General features: G+C 46.5%; 15 protein-coding genes and 1 tRNA gene. 15 read left to right on the top strand and 1 reads right to left on the bottom strand.

Annotated elements, in window-relative coordinates:
- Window positions 1–6 precede the first annotated feature (6 nt).
- The 8 genes from VSQ61_RS08820 (at window position 7) to VSQ61_RS08785 (ending at window position 10166) form a co-directional block, all read left to right on the top strand.
- Window positions 7–600 carry a type IV toxin-antitoxin system AbiEi family antitoxin domain-containing protein gene (locus tag VSQ61_RS08820; protein WP_334344070.1) on the top strand — a complete coding sequence of 198 codons (594 nt, stop codon included), beginning with the start codon at window positions 7–9 and terminating at the stop codon, window positions 598–600.
- A 340-nt stretch (window positions 601–940) separates the two neighbouring features.
- A complete protein-coding gene (locus VSQ61_RS08815) occupies window positions 941–4090 on the top strand; it encodes a hybrid sensor histidine kinase/response regulator (RefSeq protein WP_334344069.1) in 3150 nt (1049 codons plus the stop codon).
- 158 nt (window positions 4091–4248) lie between these two features.
- Complete coding sequence (locus VSQ61_RS08810) at window positions 4249–5646, top strand: S1C family serine protease (RefSeq protein ID WP_334344068.1); 1398 nt, start codon at window positions 4249–4251, stop codon at window positions 5644–5646.
- Between the two features lie 112 nt (window positions 5647–5758).
- The gene (clpX, locus tag VSQ61_RS08805; RefSeq protein ID WP_334344067.1) at window positions 5759–7177 is read left to right on the top strand and encodes an ATP-dependent Clp protease ATP-binding subunit ClpX; all 1419 of its coding nucleotides are present in this window, start codon (window positions 5759–5761) and stop codon (window positions 7175–7177) included.
- On the top strand, window positions 7167–8141 hold the full coding sequence (locus VSQ61_RS08800) for an acyltransferase family protein (protein ID WP_334344066.1): 975 nt from the start codon (window positions 7167–7169) through the stop codon (window positions 8139–8141). The genes clpX and VSQ61_RS08800 overlap by 11 nt, the downstream gene beginning before the upstream one ends.
- Window positions 8138–8431, top strand: a complete 294-nt coding sequence (locus VSQ61_RS08795) for a hypothetical protein (protein ID WP_334344065.1) — start codon at window positions 8138–8140, stop codon at window positions 8429–8431. The genes VSQ61_RS08800 and VSQ61_RS08795 overlap by 4 nt, the downstream gene beginning before the upstream one ends.
- The gene (locus VSQ61_RS08790; RefSeq protein ID WP_334344064.1) at window positions 8410–9492 is read left to right on the top strand and encodes a DUF3810 domain-containing protein; all 1083 of its coding nucleotides are present in this window, start codon (window positions 8410–8412) and stop codon (window positions 9490–9492) included. The genes VSQ61_RS08795 and VSQ61_RS08790 overlap by 22 nt, the downstream gene beginning before the upstream one ends.
- Window positions 9483–10166, top strand: coding sequence for an NUDIX hydrolase (locus VSQ61_RS08785; RefSeq protein WP_334344063.1), 684 nt, complete (start codon window positions 9483–9485; stop codon window positions 10164–10166). Before VSQ61_RS08790 ends, VSQ61_RS08785 begins: the two co-directional genes overlap by 10 nt.
- Window positions 10167–10203: 37 nt before the next feature.
- Here VSQ61_RS08785 and VSQ61_RS08780 read toward each other — a convergent pair whose 3' ends face one another.
- The gene (locus tag VSQ61_RS08780) at window positions 10204–10902 is read right to left on the bottom strand and encodes a superoxide dismutase (protein ID WP_334344062.1); all 699 of its coding nucleotides are present in this window, start codon (window positions 10900–10902) and stop codon (window positions 10204–10206) included.
- Between the two features lie 104 nt (window positions 10903–11006).
- Between VSQ61_RS08780 and VSQ61_RS08775 the strand changes: the two genes are divergently transcribed.
- From VSQ61_RS08775 to VSQ61_RS08745, 7 genes are all read left to right on the top strand, one after another.
- A tRNA-Pro gene (locus tag VSQ61_RS08775) sits at window positions 11007–11080 on the top strand.
- A 228-nt stretch (window positions 11081–11308) separates the two neighbouring features.
- Window positions 11309–12655, top strand: coding sequence for a type I glutamate--ammonia ligase (gene glnA, locus VSQ61_RS08770; RefSeq protein ID WP_334344061.1), 1347 nt, complete (start codon window positions 11309–11311; stop codon window positions 12653–12655).
- A 30-nt stretch (window positions 12656–12685) separates the two neighbouring features.
- Complete coding sequence (locus tag VSQ61_RS08765) at window positions 12686–13234, top strand: ANTAR domain-containing response regulator (RefSeq protein ID WP_334344136.1); 549 nt, start codon at window positions 12686–12688, stop codon at window positions 13232–13234.
- Window positions 13235–13318: 84 nt separating this feature from the next.
- Complete coding sequence (gene dapF / locus VSQ61_RS08760) at window positions 13319–14182, top strand: diaminopimelate epimerase (RefSeq protein WP_334344060.1); 864 nt, start codon at window positions 13319–13321, stop codon at window positions 14180–14182.
- Window positions 14183–14302: 120 nt separating this feature from the next.
- A complete protein-coding gene (locus tag VSQ61_RS08755) occupies window positions 14303–15517 on the top strand; it encodes an LL-diaminopimelate aminotransferase (RefSeq protein WP_334344058.1) in 1215 nt (404 codons plus the stop codon).
- A 407-nt stretch (window positions 15518–15924) separates the two neighbouring features.
- The gene (locus tag VSQ61_RS08750; RefSeq protein ID WP_334344057.1) at window positions 15925–18192 is read left to right on the top strand and encodes a cell division FtsA domain-containing protein; all 2268 of its coding nucleotides are present in this window, start codon (window positions 15925–15927) and stop codon (window positions 18190–18192) included.
- Between the two features lie 122 nt (window positions 18193–18314).
- Complete coding sequence (locus VSQ61_RS08745) at window positions 18315–19121, top strand: amidohydrolase family protein (RefSeq protein WP_334344056.1); 807 nt, start codon at window positions 18315–18317, stop codon at window positions 19119–19121.
- Window positions 19122–19273 lie beyond the last annotated feature (152 nt).

The following is a 19273-nucleotide window of genomic DNA, read 5'->3' as shown; positions in this document are numbered from 1 at the left end:
GAGAAGATGATGAGAAGTACTACTTATGACAAACTAAATCATTTATATCAAGAATTCGGAGGTTATGTCAGCACTCGAAAGCTGATGGAGGAAGGCTTTACCAATCGGCAGATTGCCTTTTTGATAAATGAAAATTATTTGGAAAAAGTGTGCCACGGTTATTATTGGATGTTGCAATGCGGGCATGAGAAACCCTTTGATTACAAATGCATCGAAATATGTTTGAGCAATCCGAGAGCAGTTATATCAATGGCGAGCGCATGTTATTATCAGGGAATTATCAAACGAGAACCGGAACCATTAACCATAGCCACAGAGCGTACCGACCGCAGTGCAATGAAAGTGATGTTTCCGGTGAAAAGGCACTATTTTTCAAGCGGCAATTTTGAGATTGGTATACGTAGAATTCAGACAAAGGATGGAAGTTACAATATCTACAATATAGAACGTGCTTTATGTGATATAGTTCGCTTAAACACTCAGGATACGTCTGATGAATTTATGGTAGAAATTTTTGCTCATATAAAAGAGAGAAAAGAGCAATATGAACGAATCTCCCAATATGCAAAATTGCTTAAAGTAAAGAGTTTAATACCATAAAATTAAAACAAAAGTGAAGAACTATAAAATGAAAAACAGCCAGTATCACAGTAAGCAGCAGAGTGAAAGGAACAAGAGAGGCTAAGGCAGGCGATTGACACAAATAAATGATGATGCTAAGAAAGAGTATCTAAACCAATAGGAGGTTTAGGTACTTTTTTGACTAAATGGGACAACCTATTTATAATACAGAGTATTTTGCGAATATGCAGGTAGAATTCTTAAAGATATTAAACGGGCAATTGGAAAAAGCAGAGCATCTATTGATCCAAAAGAAAAAATAAAGTATGATAATAAAGAATGACTATTTATCATATGGAAAGCACAGGGGGAATAGGAGATGTACCATTGCCATCTTAAGTTTTATCTTATAGGTAATTCTTGCAGGATATTTGAAGTTATAAAGGAAATGGCTCCATTTGAGCACTTTACCCATACGTTTTGGGAAAGTGAGAAACCGGAGATCTCTCTGGCAGAAAAAGCCGATGTGATTCTGGTGAGTACACAGGGATTGGAATCAGAGGAAACGCTTAAGCTTTTGCTTGCTCATAAGCAGAAGTATGCTGAGCTGCTTTTGCTTGCGGATAAAAGCCAGATAGAAATGCTGTCCGACTGTATGCAGGAGATAAAGGATATTTGGACAATGCCTATGTCTGAGGAAGAGATCCGTTTTCATTTCTTAAGGTGGCAGCAAACCTGCAAGATGAGTAAGGACTTCTGGCAGACCAGCCATTATCTGGAGGCGACGATAAATAATGTGCCCAATCTTATCTGGTATAAGGATAAGGATGGTATCCATGAAAAGGTAAATGACAGCTTCTGCAAGACAGTCAATAAGACAAAGCAGCAGGTTGAAGGCCGGGGACATGCTTATATCTGGAATGTGGAAGAGGATGATCCTGCTTGCATTGAGTCAGAGCGAATCGTGATGACAAAGAGGGAAACCTGTGTTTCAGAAGAGGTTGTGAAAGCCGGAGAGGACACAAAGCTTCTAACTACATACAAATCTCCATTGTACGACCTGGACGGAAGCGTTATGGGAACCGTGGGAGTTGCTATTGATGTGACTCAAGAGCGAGCCTATGAGCAGGAGGTTATACAGAAGAATAAGACGTTGGAAACGATTTTTACTACTATGGACTGCGGAATCATGTGTCATACGGTAGATGGTACTCGTATTTTAAGTATCAATCGGGCAGCCCTGGAGATTTTAGGCTATAAATCCCAAAAGGAAATGGAGGAAGCCGGATTTGATATGGTGGCTGCTTCTGTGGTGGAAGAGGATAAGGAAAAGCTTCGGACATGTATACGGGAACTGGATAAAGAGGGCGACAGTGTCAGTGTGGAGTACCGTGTGTATTCCAGAGAGGGCAAAGTCCGCCACATAATGGGGAATATCAAGCTTCTAAGAGAGAATGGAGAACTTCTTTATCAGCGCTTTCTTTTGGATTGCACGGCGCAGAAGCTTCGGGAAAAAGAAAAAGAACAACGTCATATGGAGCTTCTTCATGCCTTGACCATTGATTATAACCTTGCCTGCTTTTTCGATTTGGATACGGGCCGGGGAATGCCTCTGCGCATGGAGAATTATGCAGATGTTGTCTTTGAAACGATCTTTGATGAGAGATCAACTTTAAAAGAAAGCATGGAGCGCTATATAGATCAGTTTGTTTACGAAGAGGACAAAGAAATGCTGCGGCGGACACTGTCTGCAGAAAGATTAGAAAAAGAACTGGCAGAAAGAAACCAGATATATATTAATTATCGTGCGGTTTTAGCCGGCAAGATGAAATATTATCAGATAAAAGTGGTACGTGCAGGAGAATGGAAGGAAAGCCATGGCATTGTTCTGGGACTTCACAGTGTAGATGAGGAAATTCGTCATGAGATGGAGCAGAAAAGTCTTCTGGAGGATGCGCTTTTACAGGCAAATCGGGCGAGTAAAGCCAAAAGCATATTCCTTTCCAATATGTCTCATGACATCCGCACACCAATGAATGCGATTGTCGGCTTTACGGCATTGGCGATTACCCACATAGAGCAGAAGGAACGGGTGGAGGAATATCTAAATAAAATAATGACTTCAGGAAACCATCTGCTGAGTCTTATCAATGATGTTCTGGATATGAGCCGGATTGAGAGCGGAAAAATGCGCTTGGATGAGAAGCCCTGCCGCCTGCCGGATATACTTCAGGGTCTTCGTAATATTCTTCAGGGAGATATACGTGCAAAGCAGCTGGAGCTTTACATGGATGCGGTAGATGTGTTAAATGAAGATATTTACTGTGATAAGCTGCGCCTAAACCAGGTACTTTTGAACTTGCTCAGCAATGCAGTGAAATATACGAAAGCGGGCGGAATCGTCAGCATTCGGGTTACGGAAAAAACAGGAGCTCCCGCCGGAATGGCCAATTATGAATTTTGTATTCGGGATACCGGCATTGGCATGAGTGAGGAGTTTGTGGCTCATATTTTTGAGCCATTTGAAAGGGAAAAAAATTCAACTATCAGCGGAATCCAGGGAACCGGTCTGGGAATGGCGATTACAAAAAATATTGTGGATATGATGAACGGCACGATTCAGGTGAGCAGTGAGCAGGGAGCTGGTACAGAGGTGAAGGTTTCTTTTGCATTTCGTCTTCATAGAGAAGCGTCGAAAGAGCCTCAGGATATTCCTGAATTAAAGAACTGCAGAGCTTTGGTCGTGGATGATGATTTCAACACCTGCGACAGCGTGTCCTATATGCTGGGGCAGATTGGAATGAGGGCAGAGTGGACACTATCCGGAAAAGAGGCGGTGCTTCGCACCCGGCAGGCAGTGACGCGCGGGGATACTTACTGTGTTTATATTATTGACTGGCTGCTGCCTGATATGAATGGTGTAGAGGTGACAAGAAGAATCCGTAAAGAAATGGGGGAGGATGTTCCGGTAATCGTTTTGACGGCCTATGACTGGACCGATATTGAGGAAGAGGCAAAGGAGGCAGGAGTCACTGCATTCTGCAGTAAACCTTTGTTTTTATCAGAGCTGAGAAGCTGCCTGAAGTCCATTGTAAGCGCAGAAGAGGAAGAAGAGAAACCAGAAGAAAATACCAGAATCGTAAATGGCCGAAAAGGCCGCATTCTGCTGGCTGAGGACAATGAGCTGAATCAGGAGATAGCCGTTGCAATTTTAGAGGATGCCGGTTTTACGGTAGAGGTTGCGGATAATGGACAGATAGCCGTGAATATGCTGAAAAGATCAGCGCCGGGATACTATCTGCTGGTGCTTATGGATGTGCAGATGCCGGTTTTGAACGGATATGAGGCAACGAAACAGATTCGCGGGTTTAGCAATCGGAAACTGGCTGACATTCCTATCCTTGCGATGACTGCCAATGCTTTTGAAGAGGATAAACAGGAAGCAGTAAAATCTGGGATGAACGGTCACATTGCAAAGCCTATCGATATTGATAATCTGTTTGACACTTTAAGCCAGGTACTGCTCTAAAGCCAGAATACCAGAATCATAAACTTTTTATTCAATGATCACACTTTGAACACAATTTGTTGCTAGACTAAAAGCAGATTAATTCATATTGGCATAAGTTCAGCATATACAGATTAAGTAAATGGAGAACCATGTACCAAGGAAGGAGTTTTTGACTTATGTATGAATATGGCAGCGGAAGTTCGGATTCTTCCAAAAGTTCATCAAGTGAGTATCGATACAGCGGTCCTTTTTATCAGGATAATATTGGGTCCGGTTCCGGGCACAGAACCACTTTAGAAGTTTCGGAGGGGAAAAAGAAAAGCTTTCCGAGGCTGATGTTTAAGGCGGTCTGTGTGGCATTGGTATTTGGTATTGTGGCAAGCGTTGCTTTTCAGGCAACGAATTATGTGGGGGTTCAGCTTCGCGGCGAGAATGCGGCGGCAGTAACAGGGGAAGAGCCTGCAATAGTGCCGGAGATTGAGACGGTAGCACCCCAGATAGGAGATATCCAGAGGCCGGGAAGCGGCGATGTTACTGCTATCGTGCAGGAGTGTATGCCTTCTCTGGTAGCTATTACGAATGTAAGTATTCGGGAGGTGGAGAACTTCTGGGGTTTTGGTTGGTATAATATGCCCCAGCAGAGAGAGCAGACTTCTACAGGCACGGGAATTGTTATTGGCCAGAATGATACAGAGCTTTTGATTGTCACGAACAATCATGTAATTGCAGGAGCGACCAATTTGACAGTGCTTTTCAGTGTGGATGAAGGCAGAGACGGTGCCAGCGCTGTTGAGGCACAGATCAAGGGTACGGATGCAAGTAAGGATGTAGGCGTGATTGCAGTTCCGCTAAAGGATATCCCGGCAGAAACCTTAAACGAGATTAAGGTGGCAACCATAGGGGATTCTTCCCAGCTGCAGGTGGGCGAGCAGGTGGTAGCCATTGGGAATGCATTAGGCTATGGACAGTCAGTAACCACCGGAATTATCAGTGCCTTGAACCGGGATGTAACCCTGCAGAATGATGATGGAAGCCTGATTAATAATAGCCTGATACAGACAGATGCAGCAATCAATCCGGGAAACAGCGGCGGAGCTTTGCTGAATATGAATGGAGAGGTTATTGGGATCAATGAGGCAAAGTATTCTTCCAGCTATGTGGAGGGCGTGGGCTATGCCATTCCCATTTCGGATGTGGAGGGAATTATCGGAGACCTGAAGACCATGACGATTCGTCCGGAGGTGGATGCAGAAAAGATAGGATATCTGGGGATTAACTGCCAGGATGTGACAGAAGAGATTTCCAAGCAGTATGATATGCCTGTGGGTATTTACCTTAAGTCTGTAGTGAGCGGTTGCGCAGCGGACAATGCAGGGTTGAAGAGAGGCGACATTCTTACCAGATTTGACGGAATCGGCGTGAGTACCTATGATTCCCTTCGGGAGCGGCTGCAGTATTATGAGGCGGGCGAGACCGTAGAAGTGACAGTGATGTCACCAGAGAATGGGGAATATGTAGAGAAGACGGTTACGGTGACCTTGAGCAGCAAAGAAGAAGTGGAGGCAGCTTCCTAATCAGGAGACGGTGTAGAATAGAAAAGGCCGGACACCGGGAAAGAAGGTATTTTTTTCCCGGTGCTTGGTCTTTTTTCAAATCTGTGTTATACTCGTAGAAAGGAGTGGATGTATGGACGAAAAGGATTATTTGGAAGAAGTGGAAGTAGAAGAAACAAAAGAACAGGAACAGAGAGAGGATAAGGACAATGATTATGAAGATGTCTGCTTTCTCTGTCATAGGCCGGAGAGTAAAACCGGAAAGCTGATCACCCTTGCAAAGGGAATCTGTATCTGCTCAGAGTGTATGCAGAAGACCATGGATACCTTTCAGAACAGCAATCAGGATTTTTCTAAGATACCAGGATTTAGTTTTATCAATCTGGCGGATCTGCAGAATATGATTCCCCAGAGGCAGAAGGTAAAAAAGAAAAAGCCTAAGGAAAAAGAACCCGTGAAGGAGTTGGATATCCGAAGCATTCCTGCTCCCCACAAGATTAAAGCGAGCCTGGATGAATATGTGATTGGACAGGAATATGCCAAGAAGGTTATGTCGGTAGCTGTTTACAATCATTACAAACGGGTGGCAACGGGAACCCAGGACGAAATTGAGATTGAAAAGTCCAATATGCTGATGATTGGCCCTACCGGAAGCGGAAAAACTTACTTGGTGAAAACGCTGGCCAGACTTTTGGATGTTCCCCTGGCCATTGCAGATGCCACCTCTCTTACTGAGGCCGGCTATATCGGCGATGACATTGAGAGCGTGCTGTCAAAGCTTCTGGCTGCGGCAGACAATGATGTGGAGAAGGCGGAGCGAGGGATTGTTTTCATTGATGAGATCGATAAGATTGCTAAGAAGAAGGATACGCATCACCGGGATGTAAGCGGAGAATCCGTGCAGCAGGGGATGCTGAAGCTTCTGGAGGGCGCAGAGGTAGAGGTTCCGGTAGGGGCTAACAGCAAGAATGCCATGGTGCCTTTAACTACAGTCAATACCAGGAATATTCTCTTTATCTGCGGAGGTGCATTTCCGGAGCTGGAGGATGTAATTAAGGAACGGCTGAACAAGAAGTCTTCCATGGGCTTTCAGGCAGATTTGAAGGACAAGTATGATAAGGAGAAAAATCTGCTGCAAAAGGTGACAGTGGAGGATCTGCGTAATTTCGGTATGATTCCGGAATTTTTAGGTCGGCTGCCCATTATATTTTCTCTGGAGAGTCTCACAAAAGAGATGCTGGTGCGTATCTTAAAAGAGCCGAAGAATGCTATTTTAAAGCAGTATCAGAAGCTGCTGGCATTGGATGAGGTGCAGCTGCAATTCAATGAGGGAGCTCTGGAAGCAATAGCAGAGAAGGCCATGGAGAAAGATACCGGAGCCAGAGCTCTTAGGGCAATTATTGAGGAATTTATGCTGGATATTATGTATGAGATTCCCAAGGATGATAACATTGGCCGTGTAACCATTACACGGGAGTATATTGAACATACGGGAGGCCCAGTGATTACTATGCGAGGAGTTCTTGAACTGGAAGAACGGGATGAAAAATGAATGTTTGAATGTTTGGAAAGGGATAGCTGCCTTTTTCATTGTGTTTATTCATTGTAATTTTCCAAGTCCTATAGGCGGTATGATGAATGGACTGGCTCGTTTTGGGGTTCCCCTGTTTTTTATGGTCAGCGGCTGCTTTTCTTATGGGAAAGGACCGGATACCATAAGAAGGCGCATCCGAAAGATTTGGAAGCTGTTTCTTACGGCTAATGGGGTATACTTTATCTGGAAGCTGTTTCATCTCTGGCTAAAGAGAGAAATCACTGCAGGTGCAGCGGCGGCCCTTTTTGCTCCGGACAGTTTGATTGACTGGCTGCTTTGGAATGAGTCTCCATTTATGGGACATCTCTGGTTTTTAGGAGCCTTGCTTTACTGTTACATTTTCTATTGGATTCTGGTAAAAGTAGGGTGGGAGGAACGTCTGTATTTCCTGATTCCTGCCTGTCTGACTGCCAATCTCCTGTTGGGAGAGGGGCTTTCCATACTGGGAAAGGAAATCTCCTTTTTATATGTGCGGAATTTTTGGCTGACAGGTTTGCCGTTTTTTCTTTGGGGTCACTGGATGTTCCGGGAGGAGTCTCAGGAAAAATTAAAAATTCGGCCCGGCATTTGTCTGGTGGGAACAGTTATAGGCGCTTGCCTTTCCATGGGAGAAATGCTGTTGTCCGGGGGCGGCGAGCTGTACTTAGGAAGTGTTTTGATGACAGGGGGAATCTTTTCGTTGGCTTTGCGGAAGCCTTCTTTTGGAAAAGGGAGTCTTTTGGCACATGTTGGGGAGAAAACAGCCCTGCACATTTATCTTTGGCAGATGATTGTATTTGACGTGATAGAGAAGCTTGGGTATATGTGCGAGGTTCATGAGCATATGGTATATCAATGGATGATGCCGCTGGGAGTCGGGGCTGCTTCCTGGCTTTTGGCAGAGGCGCTGCTTGGTATGAAGAAAGGAGTTATGAGACAATGAACAGAGAAGTATTGGATGACATTGGGAGAGTAATCTCGGGGGCAGCAGACACAGTCAGTCGGAAGACAGGAGAGCTGGTAGAGCTGACGAGGCTGAAGAATCAGGTTTTCAATCTGGAGCGGGAGATCAAGCGGGATTACGCAGATTTGGGAAAAATGATTTATGAGCAGTATTTAAAAACTGGCGTTGCGGATGAATCTCTGCAGCCAATCTGTCAGGGCATTACCAAAAAGGAAAGACTGGTGGAGCAGTATGAAGGTGAGATCGAATGCCTGAAAAAAGAGCATTAAAACTCCTGCCCTGGGGAATTATGCTTTGTGTCACTTTGCTTTTGCATCTGGCTGCCCGCTTATGGCCTGGGTTTGCAGAATGGTATGCAGTTCAGGTATATCCAATCTTTGTGGGAACATTAGGGCGCTTTTGCTCCCTATTCCCATTTTCAATGATTGAGATTTCCCTTTATGTGGGAATTATCTTGATTTTAGCCGGTATTGCAGCGGTTTTGATGAAAAAACTGTCTTTGAGACGTGCTTTGTGGATTTTGGGAAGAACCTTGGTTGCGATTTTTTTTGTGTTTACGCTTAACTGTGGGATTAACTATCAGAGACTGCCTTTTTCTGAACGAGCAGGTTTTAACATTCAGGAATCTACAGAGGAAGAGCTGATTGCTCTCTGTGAGCGTCTGGTGGATGAGATTAATGAGGCGGCAGAAGAGATTGCATTGGACGAGGAAGGGTACTGCATGCTGCAGGGCAGCCCTGTGGAGACGGCAAGGGAAGCTATGGCGGCGGCAGCATTGGAATATCCGGAGCTTAGGGGATACTATCCCAAGGCTAAGCCAGTGCTTAGCACCTGGTATCTGTCCAGCCAGCTTTTACAGGGAGTGTACAGTCCCTTTACGGTGGAGGCCAATTATAACAATGGAATGCCGGATCAGGACAAGCCTTCTACTATTTGTCATGAATTGTCCCATTTAAAGGGATTTATGCGTGAGGATGAGGCAAATTTTGTGGCTTATCTGGCCTGCAGAGCTTCAGAGGATGCACAGTTTCGTTACAGCGGAAGTATACTGGCCTATATTTACAGCGGCAATGCCCTGTATGCACAGAATCCGGCGGCTCTTCGCCAAGTGAGAGAGAAGCTTTGTGAACAGGCTGTGAAGGATCTGCTTAATCATAATGCATATTGGGATACATACAGGGGTAAAATTTCGGAAGTTTCGGATAAGATGAATGATATGTATTTAAAGGCCAATGCGCAGAGGGCAGGGACAAAAAGCTATGGGCGTATGGTGGACTTGCTTCTGGCTTGGAATCGGGAGCAGGGAGTTGAAGAATTGGAATGGAAATAATTATGGAATATATTGATCTGCGTAATGAGGACGGAAGCCTGACAGGGGAAGTTAAAGAGCGAAGCTTGATACATAGAGACGGGGATCTCCATGGAACCTCCCATGTATGGCTGATTCGTTATCAGGAGGATATGCATTCGGCAGAAGTGCTGTTGCAAAAAAGAAGCAAAAACAAGGATTCTTTTCCCGGAAGCTATGATATCTCATCCGCAGGGCATATTCCGGCAGGAGTGGATTTTATAGATTCCGCCCTGCGGGAGCTTGAGGAAGAGCTTGGGATAAAAGCTAAGGCAGAGGATTTACACTACGGCTTTACACATATTGGATATCATGAGGAGGAGTTTTACGGAAAGCTCTTTAAAAACCATGAATACAGTAAGGTCTATCTGTATGAATGTAATTTATCCCCGGAGGAAATGAGGCTTCAGGACGAAGAAGTGGAAAGTGTGCTCTGGATAGACTATCGGGAGTGTCTGGAGCATATACGGAAAGATGATTTGAAGCATTGCATTTTCAAGGATGAGTTTGAACGTCTTGCGTTGGAGATTGAGACTTATTTTGCCGGGACTGGGCGCCCTCTTTGGAAGAAGGAATTGACAGAAACCTGGGCGGAGGATGCTCAGAATGAGCTGGAGGACTGGATAGAGGAACAGGGAATTTACATTCGGCAGTAAGCGGCAGGATTGTGAGCATGGGGAAAGGCCATAAGGCTTATTCCCCGATCATTTCACTTTTGCTTCCCTTTGGCGGAAGCGCTGAGGGCTGTGTCTTTTGGCACAGCAGGTTATTAAACAAGGCTTTTTCATATCTGCGTCTGGCCTCCGTCCAGTTGATGATGTGGAACCAGTTGTGGATGTATTCTCCCCGAAGATTCTGGTATTCCAGATAGTAGGCGTGTTCCCACACATCAAGGTTCAAAATGGGGTTAAGGTTCTTGGGAAGCGGGGTATCCTGATTGGGCAGAGGAAGGATCACCAGCTTGCCCCTTTCGTCGGCTGCAAGCCACAGATTGCCGGAACCGAAAAGGTCCAGGGCCATTTGGAAGAAGGTCTCATAAAAACTTTCCCAGGTTCCGAAATCCAGCAGAAGGGCATCTTTCAGCTTGCCTGTGAGCTGGGTGGAGTTGGGGGACATTGCGGCAAAATAGAGCTGATGGTTATAGACACCCCCGGCATTGTTCCAGACCTTTTTGCGGATATCCTCCGGAAGAGCCTGGTTTTCCAGAATCAGCCGTTCCAGAGTCCACTCATGAAACTGGGGATATGGCCTAAGCAGGGTATTGAGATTGTCTACATAGGCTGCAAGATGCTTGGAATGATGAAAAAACATGGTTTCCATATTGATATAAGGCTCCAGGGAATCATAAAGATAAGGGAGCGGCAGTACTTCAAAGGGGTAATGCTGTATCATAGGTGTACCTCCTAATGGGTGTCGCTTTCATTATATGTGTTGATAATATAAAATATGCACTTGACAAATGGCGCAAAATCGCATACAATAATATTCGCACGTAACGGAGTATGGCGTAGCTTGGTAGCGCGCTCGGCTGGGGGCCGAGAGGTCGCAGGTTCAAATCCTGTTACTCCGATCTAAAGGCAGGAGCTGTAGCAGACATTGCAACAGCTCTTTTGTATTATACAGCGTTCTGATTTTTCCTGCAAGGAGTAAGATGGGGCCGGATCTTTCTATTGACAAAGTCCCCGGCAACTGCTATATTTTGAAACAGAGCAAAGGCGTTCAATATAGGGAAAGAGCGCCTTTTTTTGCATCTTAAAAGCTTTATGTAAAAAAGCACGGATAGGAAAGGAGAGATGAAATGAGCCGTTATTCAAAAAAAGATATTCTCAGGCTGGTAGAGGAGGAAGACGTGGAGTTTATTCGCCTGCAGTTTACGGATCTATACGGCAATCTGAAAAATGCGGCTATCACTGTGAGCCAGCTGGAACGAGTGCTGGATAATAATTATGTATTTGACGGTTCCTGTGTAGATGGATTTGTGGATGATAATGATACGGATATGTTTCTGTGCCCGGATCTGGATACCTTTGTAATATTTCCATGGAGGCCTCAGCAGGGGAAGGTTGCCCGTCTGATCTGTGATATAAAAAGACCGGACGGAACTCCCTATGAGAGTGATCCCAGGTATATTTTAAAAAAGGTTTTAAAAGAAGCGGAAGATATGGGTTATCAGTTCGATGTGGGGCCGGAATGTGAATTTTTTCTGTTTCATACGGATGATAATGGGGAGCCTACGACCTTCAGCCATGAACGGGCCGGATATTGTGATATGAGCCCCATTGATCTGGGTGAAAATGCAAGGCGTGATATGGTTATGACCCTGGAGGAAATGGATTTCGAGGTAGAATCCTCTTTCCATGAGGTAGCCTCTGCTCAGCATGAGATTGATTTTCGTTATGGCGAGGCAATGCTGACGGCGGATCACATTATGACCTTTAAACTGGCGGTAAAGGCTATCGCAAGACGGTTCGGACTTCACGCTACCTTTATGCCGAAGCCGAAAACCGGTGAGAATGGTTCCGGTATGCATACCAATATGTCTCTGTCCAGAAACGGGAGAAATATGTTTCAGGATGACAAGGATCCCAATGGCTTAAGCAAAGAGGCGTACTATTTTATCGGCGGAATTATGAAGCATGCCAAGGGGATTACGGCAATCACCAATCCCTTGGTAAATTCCTACAAGCGCCTGTTTCCGGCCCAGCAGGCATCGGGCTATATGGCTCCGGGCTATGTGGCATGGTCTGCGGTAAACCGTGCGCAATTGATTCGGATTCCTGCTCAGCGGGGTGAGAACGTAAGGATTGAACTGCGCAGTCCGGATCCCTCCTGCAATCCCTATCTGGCGCTGGCCGTATGTCTGGCAGCAGGATTAGAGGGAATTCGGGAGCATATTATGCCGCCGGAACCGGTGGATCGAAACAGCCGCCGGATGGCAGAAGGGGAACGGAAGGCCAAAGGAATTGAGGCGCTGCCCCGAAGCCTGGAGGAAGCTCTTGATGCCATGGAAGCGGATGCTTTGGTGATGAAGGTTTTAGGAGAAAAAGTCAGCCGCAGTTACATTCAGGCAAAGCGCAGGGAGTGGGAGGAATATTGTACTCAGGTATCTGCCTGGGAGCTTGACAGCTATCTGTATCGGATTTAATGCTTTACAAAACGAGATTAGGAGGGGCGCATAATGAATATCATTGTATTGTTTCCAAAGGCAGAGGATGCCGGAAATGTGCGCAGCCTTCTGGTGCGGCATGGATTTCAAGTGTCAGCGGTCTGCACTACGGGGGCGCAGGCATTGACACAGGCCAATGCTCTGGATGATGGAATTCTGGTCTGTGGTTATAAATATCCGGATATGATTTATTCAGAACTGAGGGCCGCCCTTCCCTCCCATTTTGAGATGCTGCTGGTAGCTTCGCAGCGGGTATTGGGTGAATGTTATGATCCCTCTCTCATGTGTGTTGCAATGCCGATCAAGGTGCGGGAGCTTTTAAATACGCTGGATCTGATGGGGGAGCAGATTGCCCGACGGAAAAAGCGTCTTCGGCTGAAACCCAAAGTGCGCTCAGAGGAAGAGAAAAAGATACTTTGGGAGGCCAAGCACCTGCTTATGGAACGAAATCATATGAGTGAGGAAGAGGCCCACCGATATATTCAAAAATGCAGCATGGACAGCGGCACCAATCTGATAGAAACGGCGCAGATGGTATTAAGTATTATGAACTTTTAAAGTTCTGCGGAACTGGAGTATTTAAAACAGCGGAACTTAGACAGTGCACTGTATAAGTTCTGCGGAACTAAAATGGAGAGAAAAATGAAGTTTACAAAAATGCATGGAATCGGCAATGATTATGTCTATGTTGACTGCACAAAGGAACCCTTAAAGAATCCGGAGGAAACAGCCCGGCTGGTGAGTGATCGGCATAAAGGCATCGGAGGAGATGGTTTGATTCTTATTCAGCCTTCACAAGAAGCGGACTTTGAGATGGCTATGTACAATGCGGACGGTTCCTACGGAAAAATGTGCGGCAATGGAATCCGCTGTGTGGCAAAATATGTGTATGATCACGGCTTGACGGACAAGACGGACTTAAAAATTCTTTCCGGAGGTGCAGTGAAGTATCTGAAGCTGACGGTGACGGATGGAAAGGTATCACAGGTACGGGTGAATATGGGAGAACCTATCTTAAAACCGGCACTGATTCCGGTAGTCGGGGAGGGGGAACGGCTGGTGGCGGAACCTGTCTGTGTTGATGGAAAGTCCTACAAAATGACTTGTATATCTATGGGAAATCCTCATGCAGTTGTTTTTATGGAGGATGTAAAGGGCTTGGAGTTGGAAAAGCTAGGTCCAAAGTTTGAGAAACATGAGCGTTTTCCGGACCGAGTGAACACAGAATTCGTGCGTATTATTGATAGAGCAACCCTGGAAATGCGTGTGTGGGAACGAGGCTCCGGCGAAACCATGGCCTGTGGAACAGGAGCTTGTGCGGTAGCGGTGGCTGCGGCTTTGAACGGCTTTGCAGGACGCAGCGTTACGGTCCGGCTTCTTGGGGGAGACTTACGGATTGATTGGAGTGAGGAGGATAACTGTGTATATATGACAGGCCCTGCGGCAGAGGTCTTTCAGGGAGAGATTGATTTGGAAATGCTGCGGAACCAGTGCGTAGCAACTTAATCAGTAATATCCCATCAATGCACAAATCAATTTACAGACGCATGCATCTGTGGCTGGGAATTGATTTAGATTGGGGTGTATTGATGGGATATTACGGAACTTAGAATAGGAGGAAATACCATGTATAAAATTAATGACAATTACTTAAAACTGCCGGGCAGCTATCTTTTTTCTACTATTGGCAAGAAGGTGGCGGCTTACTCGTCAGAGCACCCGGAAAAGAGCATCATTCGTTTGGGCATAGGAGATGTGACCCAGCCTTTGGCTCCGGCGATTCTGGAGGCTATGCATAAGGCTGTAGACGAGATGGGGGATGCAAAGACCTTTCGGGGTTATGCGCCGGATTTGGGCTATGAATTTTTAAGAAATGCCATTGCCAGGGAAGACTATCAAGCCCGGGGAGCGGACATCAAAGCGGACGAAATCTTTGTGAGTGATGGCGCAAAATGTGATTCCGGTAATATTCAGGAGATTTTCAGCCTGGATAATAAGATTGCGGTCTGCGATCCCGTGTATCCCGTTTATGTGGATACCAATGCCATGGCAGGCAGAACAGGAACCTACGATGCCAAAACGGAAATGTGGAGCGACGTGATCTATATGCCCTGTTTGGAAGAGAATGGCTTTGCTCCGGAGCTTCCAAAGGAGACACCGGATCTTATTTACCTGTGTTTCCCCAATAATCCCACCGGTTCCACTATCACAAAGGAGCAATTGCAGGTATGGGTAGATTATGCCAACCGTGCAGGGGCCGTGATTATCTACGATGCAGCATATGAAGCGTATATTTCCGAGGAAAATGTGCCCCATACCATCTACGAATGCCAAGGAGCTTTGAACTGTGCCATTGAGCTGAAAAGCTTTTCCAAGAATGCAGGCTTTACAGGAGTGCGTCTGGGTTATACAGTCATCCCCAAGGACTTGAAATGCGGAGATGTGTCTCTTCATGCATTGTGGGCAAGACGTCATGGAACCAAATACAATGGGGCTCCCTACATCATCCAGCGGGCGGGAGAGGCTGTCTACTCCGAGGCGGGAAAAGCTCAGCTAAAGGAACAGGTGGCCTACTACATGAAGAATGCCAAAACCATCCGGGAGGGTCTTAAGAGTGCTGGCTACACTGTATCCGGAGGAATTAATGCCCCCTATATCTGGTTGAAAACACCGGGCAATATGACCTCCTGGGAATTCTTTGACTATCTTCTGGAAAAAGCCGGTGTAGTAGGAACGCCTGGCTCCGGCTTTGGTCCTAGCGGAGAAGGATATTTCCGGCTGACAGCCTTCGGCTCCTATGAAAATACACTGGCGGCGCTGGAGCGGATTAAGAAGATGTAGATAGGAATAAAGAATTTTTTGAATTTAAGCCATAGGAAATGTCAATACAGATTGTATTTGACAGATTCCCGTGGCTTTTTAAGTATTATAATAAAAGCCGGATTGCAGTTATGGATGTAATTTTCTATTTGATATTGCAATAGCTGTATTTTTGAATTTGAATATTGGAGAAACTATTTCTTGCATAAGGTTTAAGAACAAAAGTCATTTTTCAGACCTGCGCTAATCACTTTGCCGATTGATATGGGGCTATATGGTTAAGATATTAAAATTAACAAGCTTAAAATTTTGTATAGAAGTTTCCCGTAGAAAAACATTTACATTGAAATCAGATTTTACTATAATGGTGTGTAGAAAAGCTGTGAGGGCAGGCAAAAGGCCTGCTCCAATGACGCAGGAGGGAAAGCATGGCGGCAGTACAGGTAAAAAAGGCACAGATACAGGCGGAACAGACTATTTTTGCTCTGGATATCGGAACCCGGAGCATTATCGGAATGGTGGGAACCGTGGAGAATGAAAAGGTCCGGATCATTGCGATTGAAAGGGAAGAGCATGCGGAACGGGCGATGATCGATGGACAGATCGAGAATATAGATAAGGTAGCGGCTCTGGCCGGAAAGGTGAAGCAGAGGCTTGAGAGCAAGCTTCATTTTAAGCTGGAGCGTGTGTGCGTGGCGGCGGCTGGAAGGGCTCTTCGGACCAAACGGGCGGAATTTGAGATGGAGGTTTCGGGAAAGGAGCTTATTGATGACGAGATCATCAGCCGTTTGGAGGCAGGAGCCATCAGCAAGGCAGAGGAAGTTTTTGATGCGGAGAACCGGGCTATGGAGGACAACCGCCGGTTTTATCTGGTGGGTTATACGGTGTGTCAGTATTATCTGGATAAATATATGATTTCCAGTCTGAAGGATCACCGGGGAAAGAGCGTGAAGGTGGATCTCATAGCCACCTTCCTGCCAAGTGAGGTAGTGGAAAGTCTCTATACTACTATGAACAAGATCGGGCTGGAGGTGGCGAGCATCACCCTGGAGCCTATTGCTGCTATCAATGCGGCGATTCCGGCCAATCTGCGGCTTTTAAATCTGGTAATGGTGGATATTGGCGCCGGGACCTCGGACATTGCGGCCTGCACGGACGGAAGTGTGACCGGCTATACTATGGCTACCGTGGCAGGCGATGAGGTGACGGAGACCTTGATGAAGGAATATCTGGTGGATTTTCAGATGGCGGAATCTATGAAGGCTCAGGCGGACCAGGAGGAGGAAATCACCTTTACGGATATTCTGGGCTTTGAGCAGACGATTTCCAGGGATGAGCTTTTGGAGTGTATACAGGACACCACGGATCTTCTTTGCAGGGAGATTGCGGAGAAGATATTGGAAATTAATGGGAATCCGCCCTCGGCGCTGTTTCTGGCAGGAGGCGGCAGTAAGCTTACGGGGCTTAAGGAGGGCTTGACGGCGGCTTTGCAGATGGATGCCAAGCGTGTAGCCATTGCGGGCAATAATTTCCGGACCAGTGCATTTTCCGATGAATATGACCTGAACAATCCGGAATATGCGACACCTCTTGGGATTGTGGTTTCTTCGGGCTTGAATCTTATTAATGCCAGCTTCCGTGTGCTTTTAAATGGCAGACCGGCGAATCTGTTCCGAAGCGGCAGTTTTACGGCCCTCAATCTTTTGATGATGAACGGCTACAGCTTTTTGGATATTATGGGACGCAGCGGTGCGAATCTGGTTGTGACAGTGAATGGAAAGCGGAAAGTGTTCTACGGAACACCGGTGGAGCCTGCTGCGCTGTTTATTAATAAAAAGGAAGGGCGGCTGTCAGAGATTATCCAGGCAGGGGATGAGATTGATTTTACTCCGGCTGTTTCGGGAGTGTCCGCTAAGGCGAGCCTTGGAGATATTGACAGGGCGGCGGATGCTGTGGAGCTGACCCTCAATGGAATACCTGCGGATCTGGAAACACAGCTGAAAATGGGCGATGTGATTGTGATGAGGTGTCCGGGTGAGGATGCGGAGCCGGAGGAAGCTGCAGAAACCGAAGGAACTGTGGAATCGGATGCTGTGCCTGAGCCGGAAGAAGGAACGGAGCCGGAAAGGGCGGTTGCGTCAGAGAAAGCAGCAGAGCCGGAAAAGACAGTTGTGCCAGATAGAGCAGCAGAGCCGGAAAAAACAGTTGTGCCAGAGCGGGCAGCAGAACCAGAAAGGATAGCTGTGCCAAGGAGGGCGGCAGAGCCGGACATGACAGTCGTACCGGAGCCGGCGGAAGCCGTTGAAAAATCCGGTGAACCGTTAAGTGGGGGAGAAGCGACCAAGACAGCGGATGATGTGAAGCCGGAAGAGGCACCGAAGCCGGTGCTGAATCCTCAGGGGAATTTTGCGCAACGCTCTGTTTTGGAGGCGGTATCTTCCGGCTCTGAGGCTGCAAAAGGGGAAAAAGCGCCTGTGCAGCCTCCGGAGATACATTTTCATCTGAATGGCCTGCCCATTACTCTGCCCAGAAAAGCGGATGGGACGCCTTATTTTCTGATGGATATGATTCAGTATTCCGGAATTGATTTGAAGCAGCCTAAAGGACGGATTGTTCTTATGGTCAATGGGATTCAGGGATTGTTTCAGCAGGAGCTTAAGGACGGAGATAATATTCGGATTGAGGAAGAGATGTAATCATTCCGTTATCTGAATGAATGATATGTTTTCGTAAATGCAGTTATGGCAAATGTGTTAATAAGGTCACGGACGAAAAGGGACTTGTTTTATCCTCTGTGGCAGAGAAGGAAGAAACATTTATGAAGATAGCAGATATTCATATACACGTATTTCCAGATAAGCTGGCGGAAAAGGCGGCGCATTCCATCGGTGAATTTTACGACAAAACTGCTTATACTATTGCGAGTACGGAGCGTCTGGTCAATGAGCTTGCAGAGGCCGGCATCAGCCGTTGTGTGATAAGCAATTCCGCCACCACGCCCAAGCAGGTTCGCAATATTAATACCTTTTTGGCCCAGGCAGCCCATGAGCATCCCGGTTTTATGGGCTTTGGCTCTCTCTATCCGGGGATGGAGGGCTATGAGGAGGAGTTGGACCGGATGGAGGAGCTGGGGCTTCGGGGGCTTAAGATTCATCCGGATTTTCAAAGGGTTCCCATTGATGCCTCCTGTGGAATTGATATGTATCGTTCCATAGCCAGAAGAGGACTTCCGGTGCTGTTCCATATGGGGGATGACCGCTATGATTATTCCTCACCCAAGCGCCTGACGAATCTCCTTAGAAAGGTGCCGGATTTGAAGGTGATTGCCGCTCATTTCGGGGGATGGACCATCTGGGAGCGATCGTTGAATCATCCCCAGCCGGAGAATGTTCTCTATGATACCTCCAGTACGATTCCGCTGGTATCTGAGGAACTGGTATACCGCATGTTTGACCGCTTCGGTCCGGAACGGTTCCTCTTTGGCTCGGACTTTCCCATGTGGAAGCCTAAGGATGCGGTGGAGCAGCTCTTGCGCTTTGATCTGGGAGAAGACGTAATGGAGAAGATTTTGTATGGGAATTTCTGCAAGCTGCTGGGGCTGGATGCGGAGGAGGCAAGCAGCTAGCAGTCCGTTATGTCCCATCTTCTGAACTTGCACACACAAGAAAATATCCTCGAAAATTTGCACGGGAACTTCAAGTATGGACTACGAGAAGACAGGTATAAGAGTGTGGAAAGAGCATAGAATAGATATATGCCTTATATGCTTCTGTGATA

It is taken from the genome of Candidatus Merdisoma sp. JLR.KK006, assembly GCF_036941035.1.
Lineage (GTDB): Bacteria > Bacillota > Clostridia > Lachnospirales > Lachnospiraceae > Laedolimicola.
Note: the sequence above shows the minus strand (reverse complement) of the source record. Positions and strands in the feature narration are given on the sequence as shown.

Bases quoted from the DNA above. Each gene is read 5' to 3' on its own strand.
- VSQ61_RS08815 (WP_334344069.1), top strand. From the start codon at position 941: ATGTACCATTGCCATCTTAAGTTTTATCTTATAGGTAATTCTTGCAGG.
- VSQ61_RS08755 (WP_334344058.1), top strand. From the start codon at position 14,303: ATGTATAAAATTAATGACAATTACTTAAAACTGCCGGGCAGCTATCTT.
- VSQ61_RS08800 (WP_334344066.1), top strand. From the start codon at position 7,167: ATGAAAAATGAATGTTTGAATGTTTGGAAAGGGATAGCTGCCTTTTTC.
- VSQ61_RS08795 (WP_334344065.1), top strand. From the start codon at position 8,138: ATGAACAGAGAAGTATTGGATGACATTGGGAGAGTAATCTCGGGGGCA.
- VSQ61_RS08810 (WP_334344068.1), top strand. From the start codon at position 4,249: ATGTATGAATATGGCAGCGGAAGTTCGGATTCTTCCAAAAGTTCATCA.
- dapF (WP_334344060.1), top strand. From the start codon at position 13,319: ATGAAGTTTACAAAAATGCATGGAATCGGCAATGATTATGTCTATGTT.
- VSQ61_RS08790 (WP_334344064.1), top strand. From the start codon at position 8,410: ATGCCTGAAAAAAGAGCATTAAAACTCCTGCCCTGGGGAATTATGCTT.
- VSQ61_RS08820 (WP_334344070.1), top strand. From the start codon at position 7: ATGATGAGAAGTACTACTTATGACAAACTAAATCATTTATATCAAGAA.
- VSQ61_RS08745 (WP_334344056.1), top strand. From the start codon at position 18,315: ATGAAGATAGCAGATATTCATATACACGTATTTCCAGATAAGCTGGCG.
- VSQ61_RS08780 (WP_334344062.1), bottom strand. From the start codon at position 10,902: ATGATACAGCATTACCCCTTTGAAGTACTGCCGCTCCCTTATCTTTAT.
- glnA (WP_334344061.1), top strand. From the start codon at position 11,309: ATGAGCCGTTATTCAAAAAAAGATATTCTCAGGCTGGTAGAGGAGGAA.
- clpX (WP_334344067.1), top strand. From the start codon at position 5,759: ATGGACGAAAAGGATTATTTGGAAGAAGTGGAAGTAGAAGAAACAAAA.
- VSQ61_RS08785 (WP_334344063.1), top strand. From the start codon at position 9,483: ATGGAAATAATTATGGAATATATTGATCTGCGTAATGAGGACGGAAGC.
- VSQ61_RS08750 (WP_334344057.1), top strand. From the start codon at position 15,925: ATGGCGGCAGTACAGGTAAAAAAGGCACAGATACAGGCGGAACAGACT.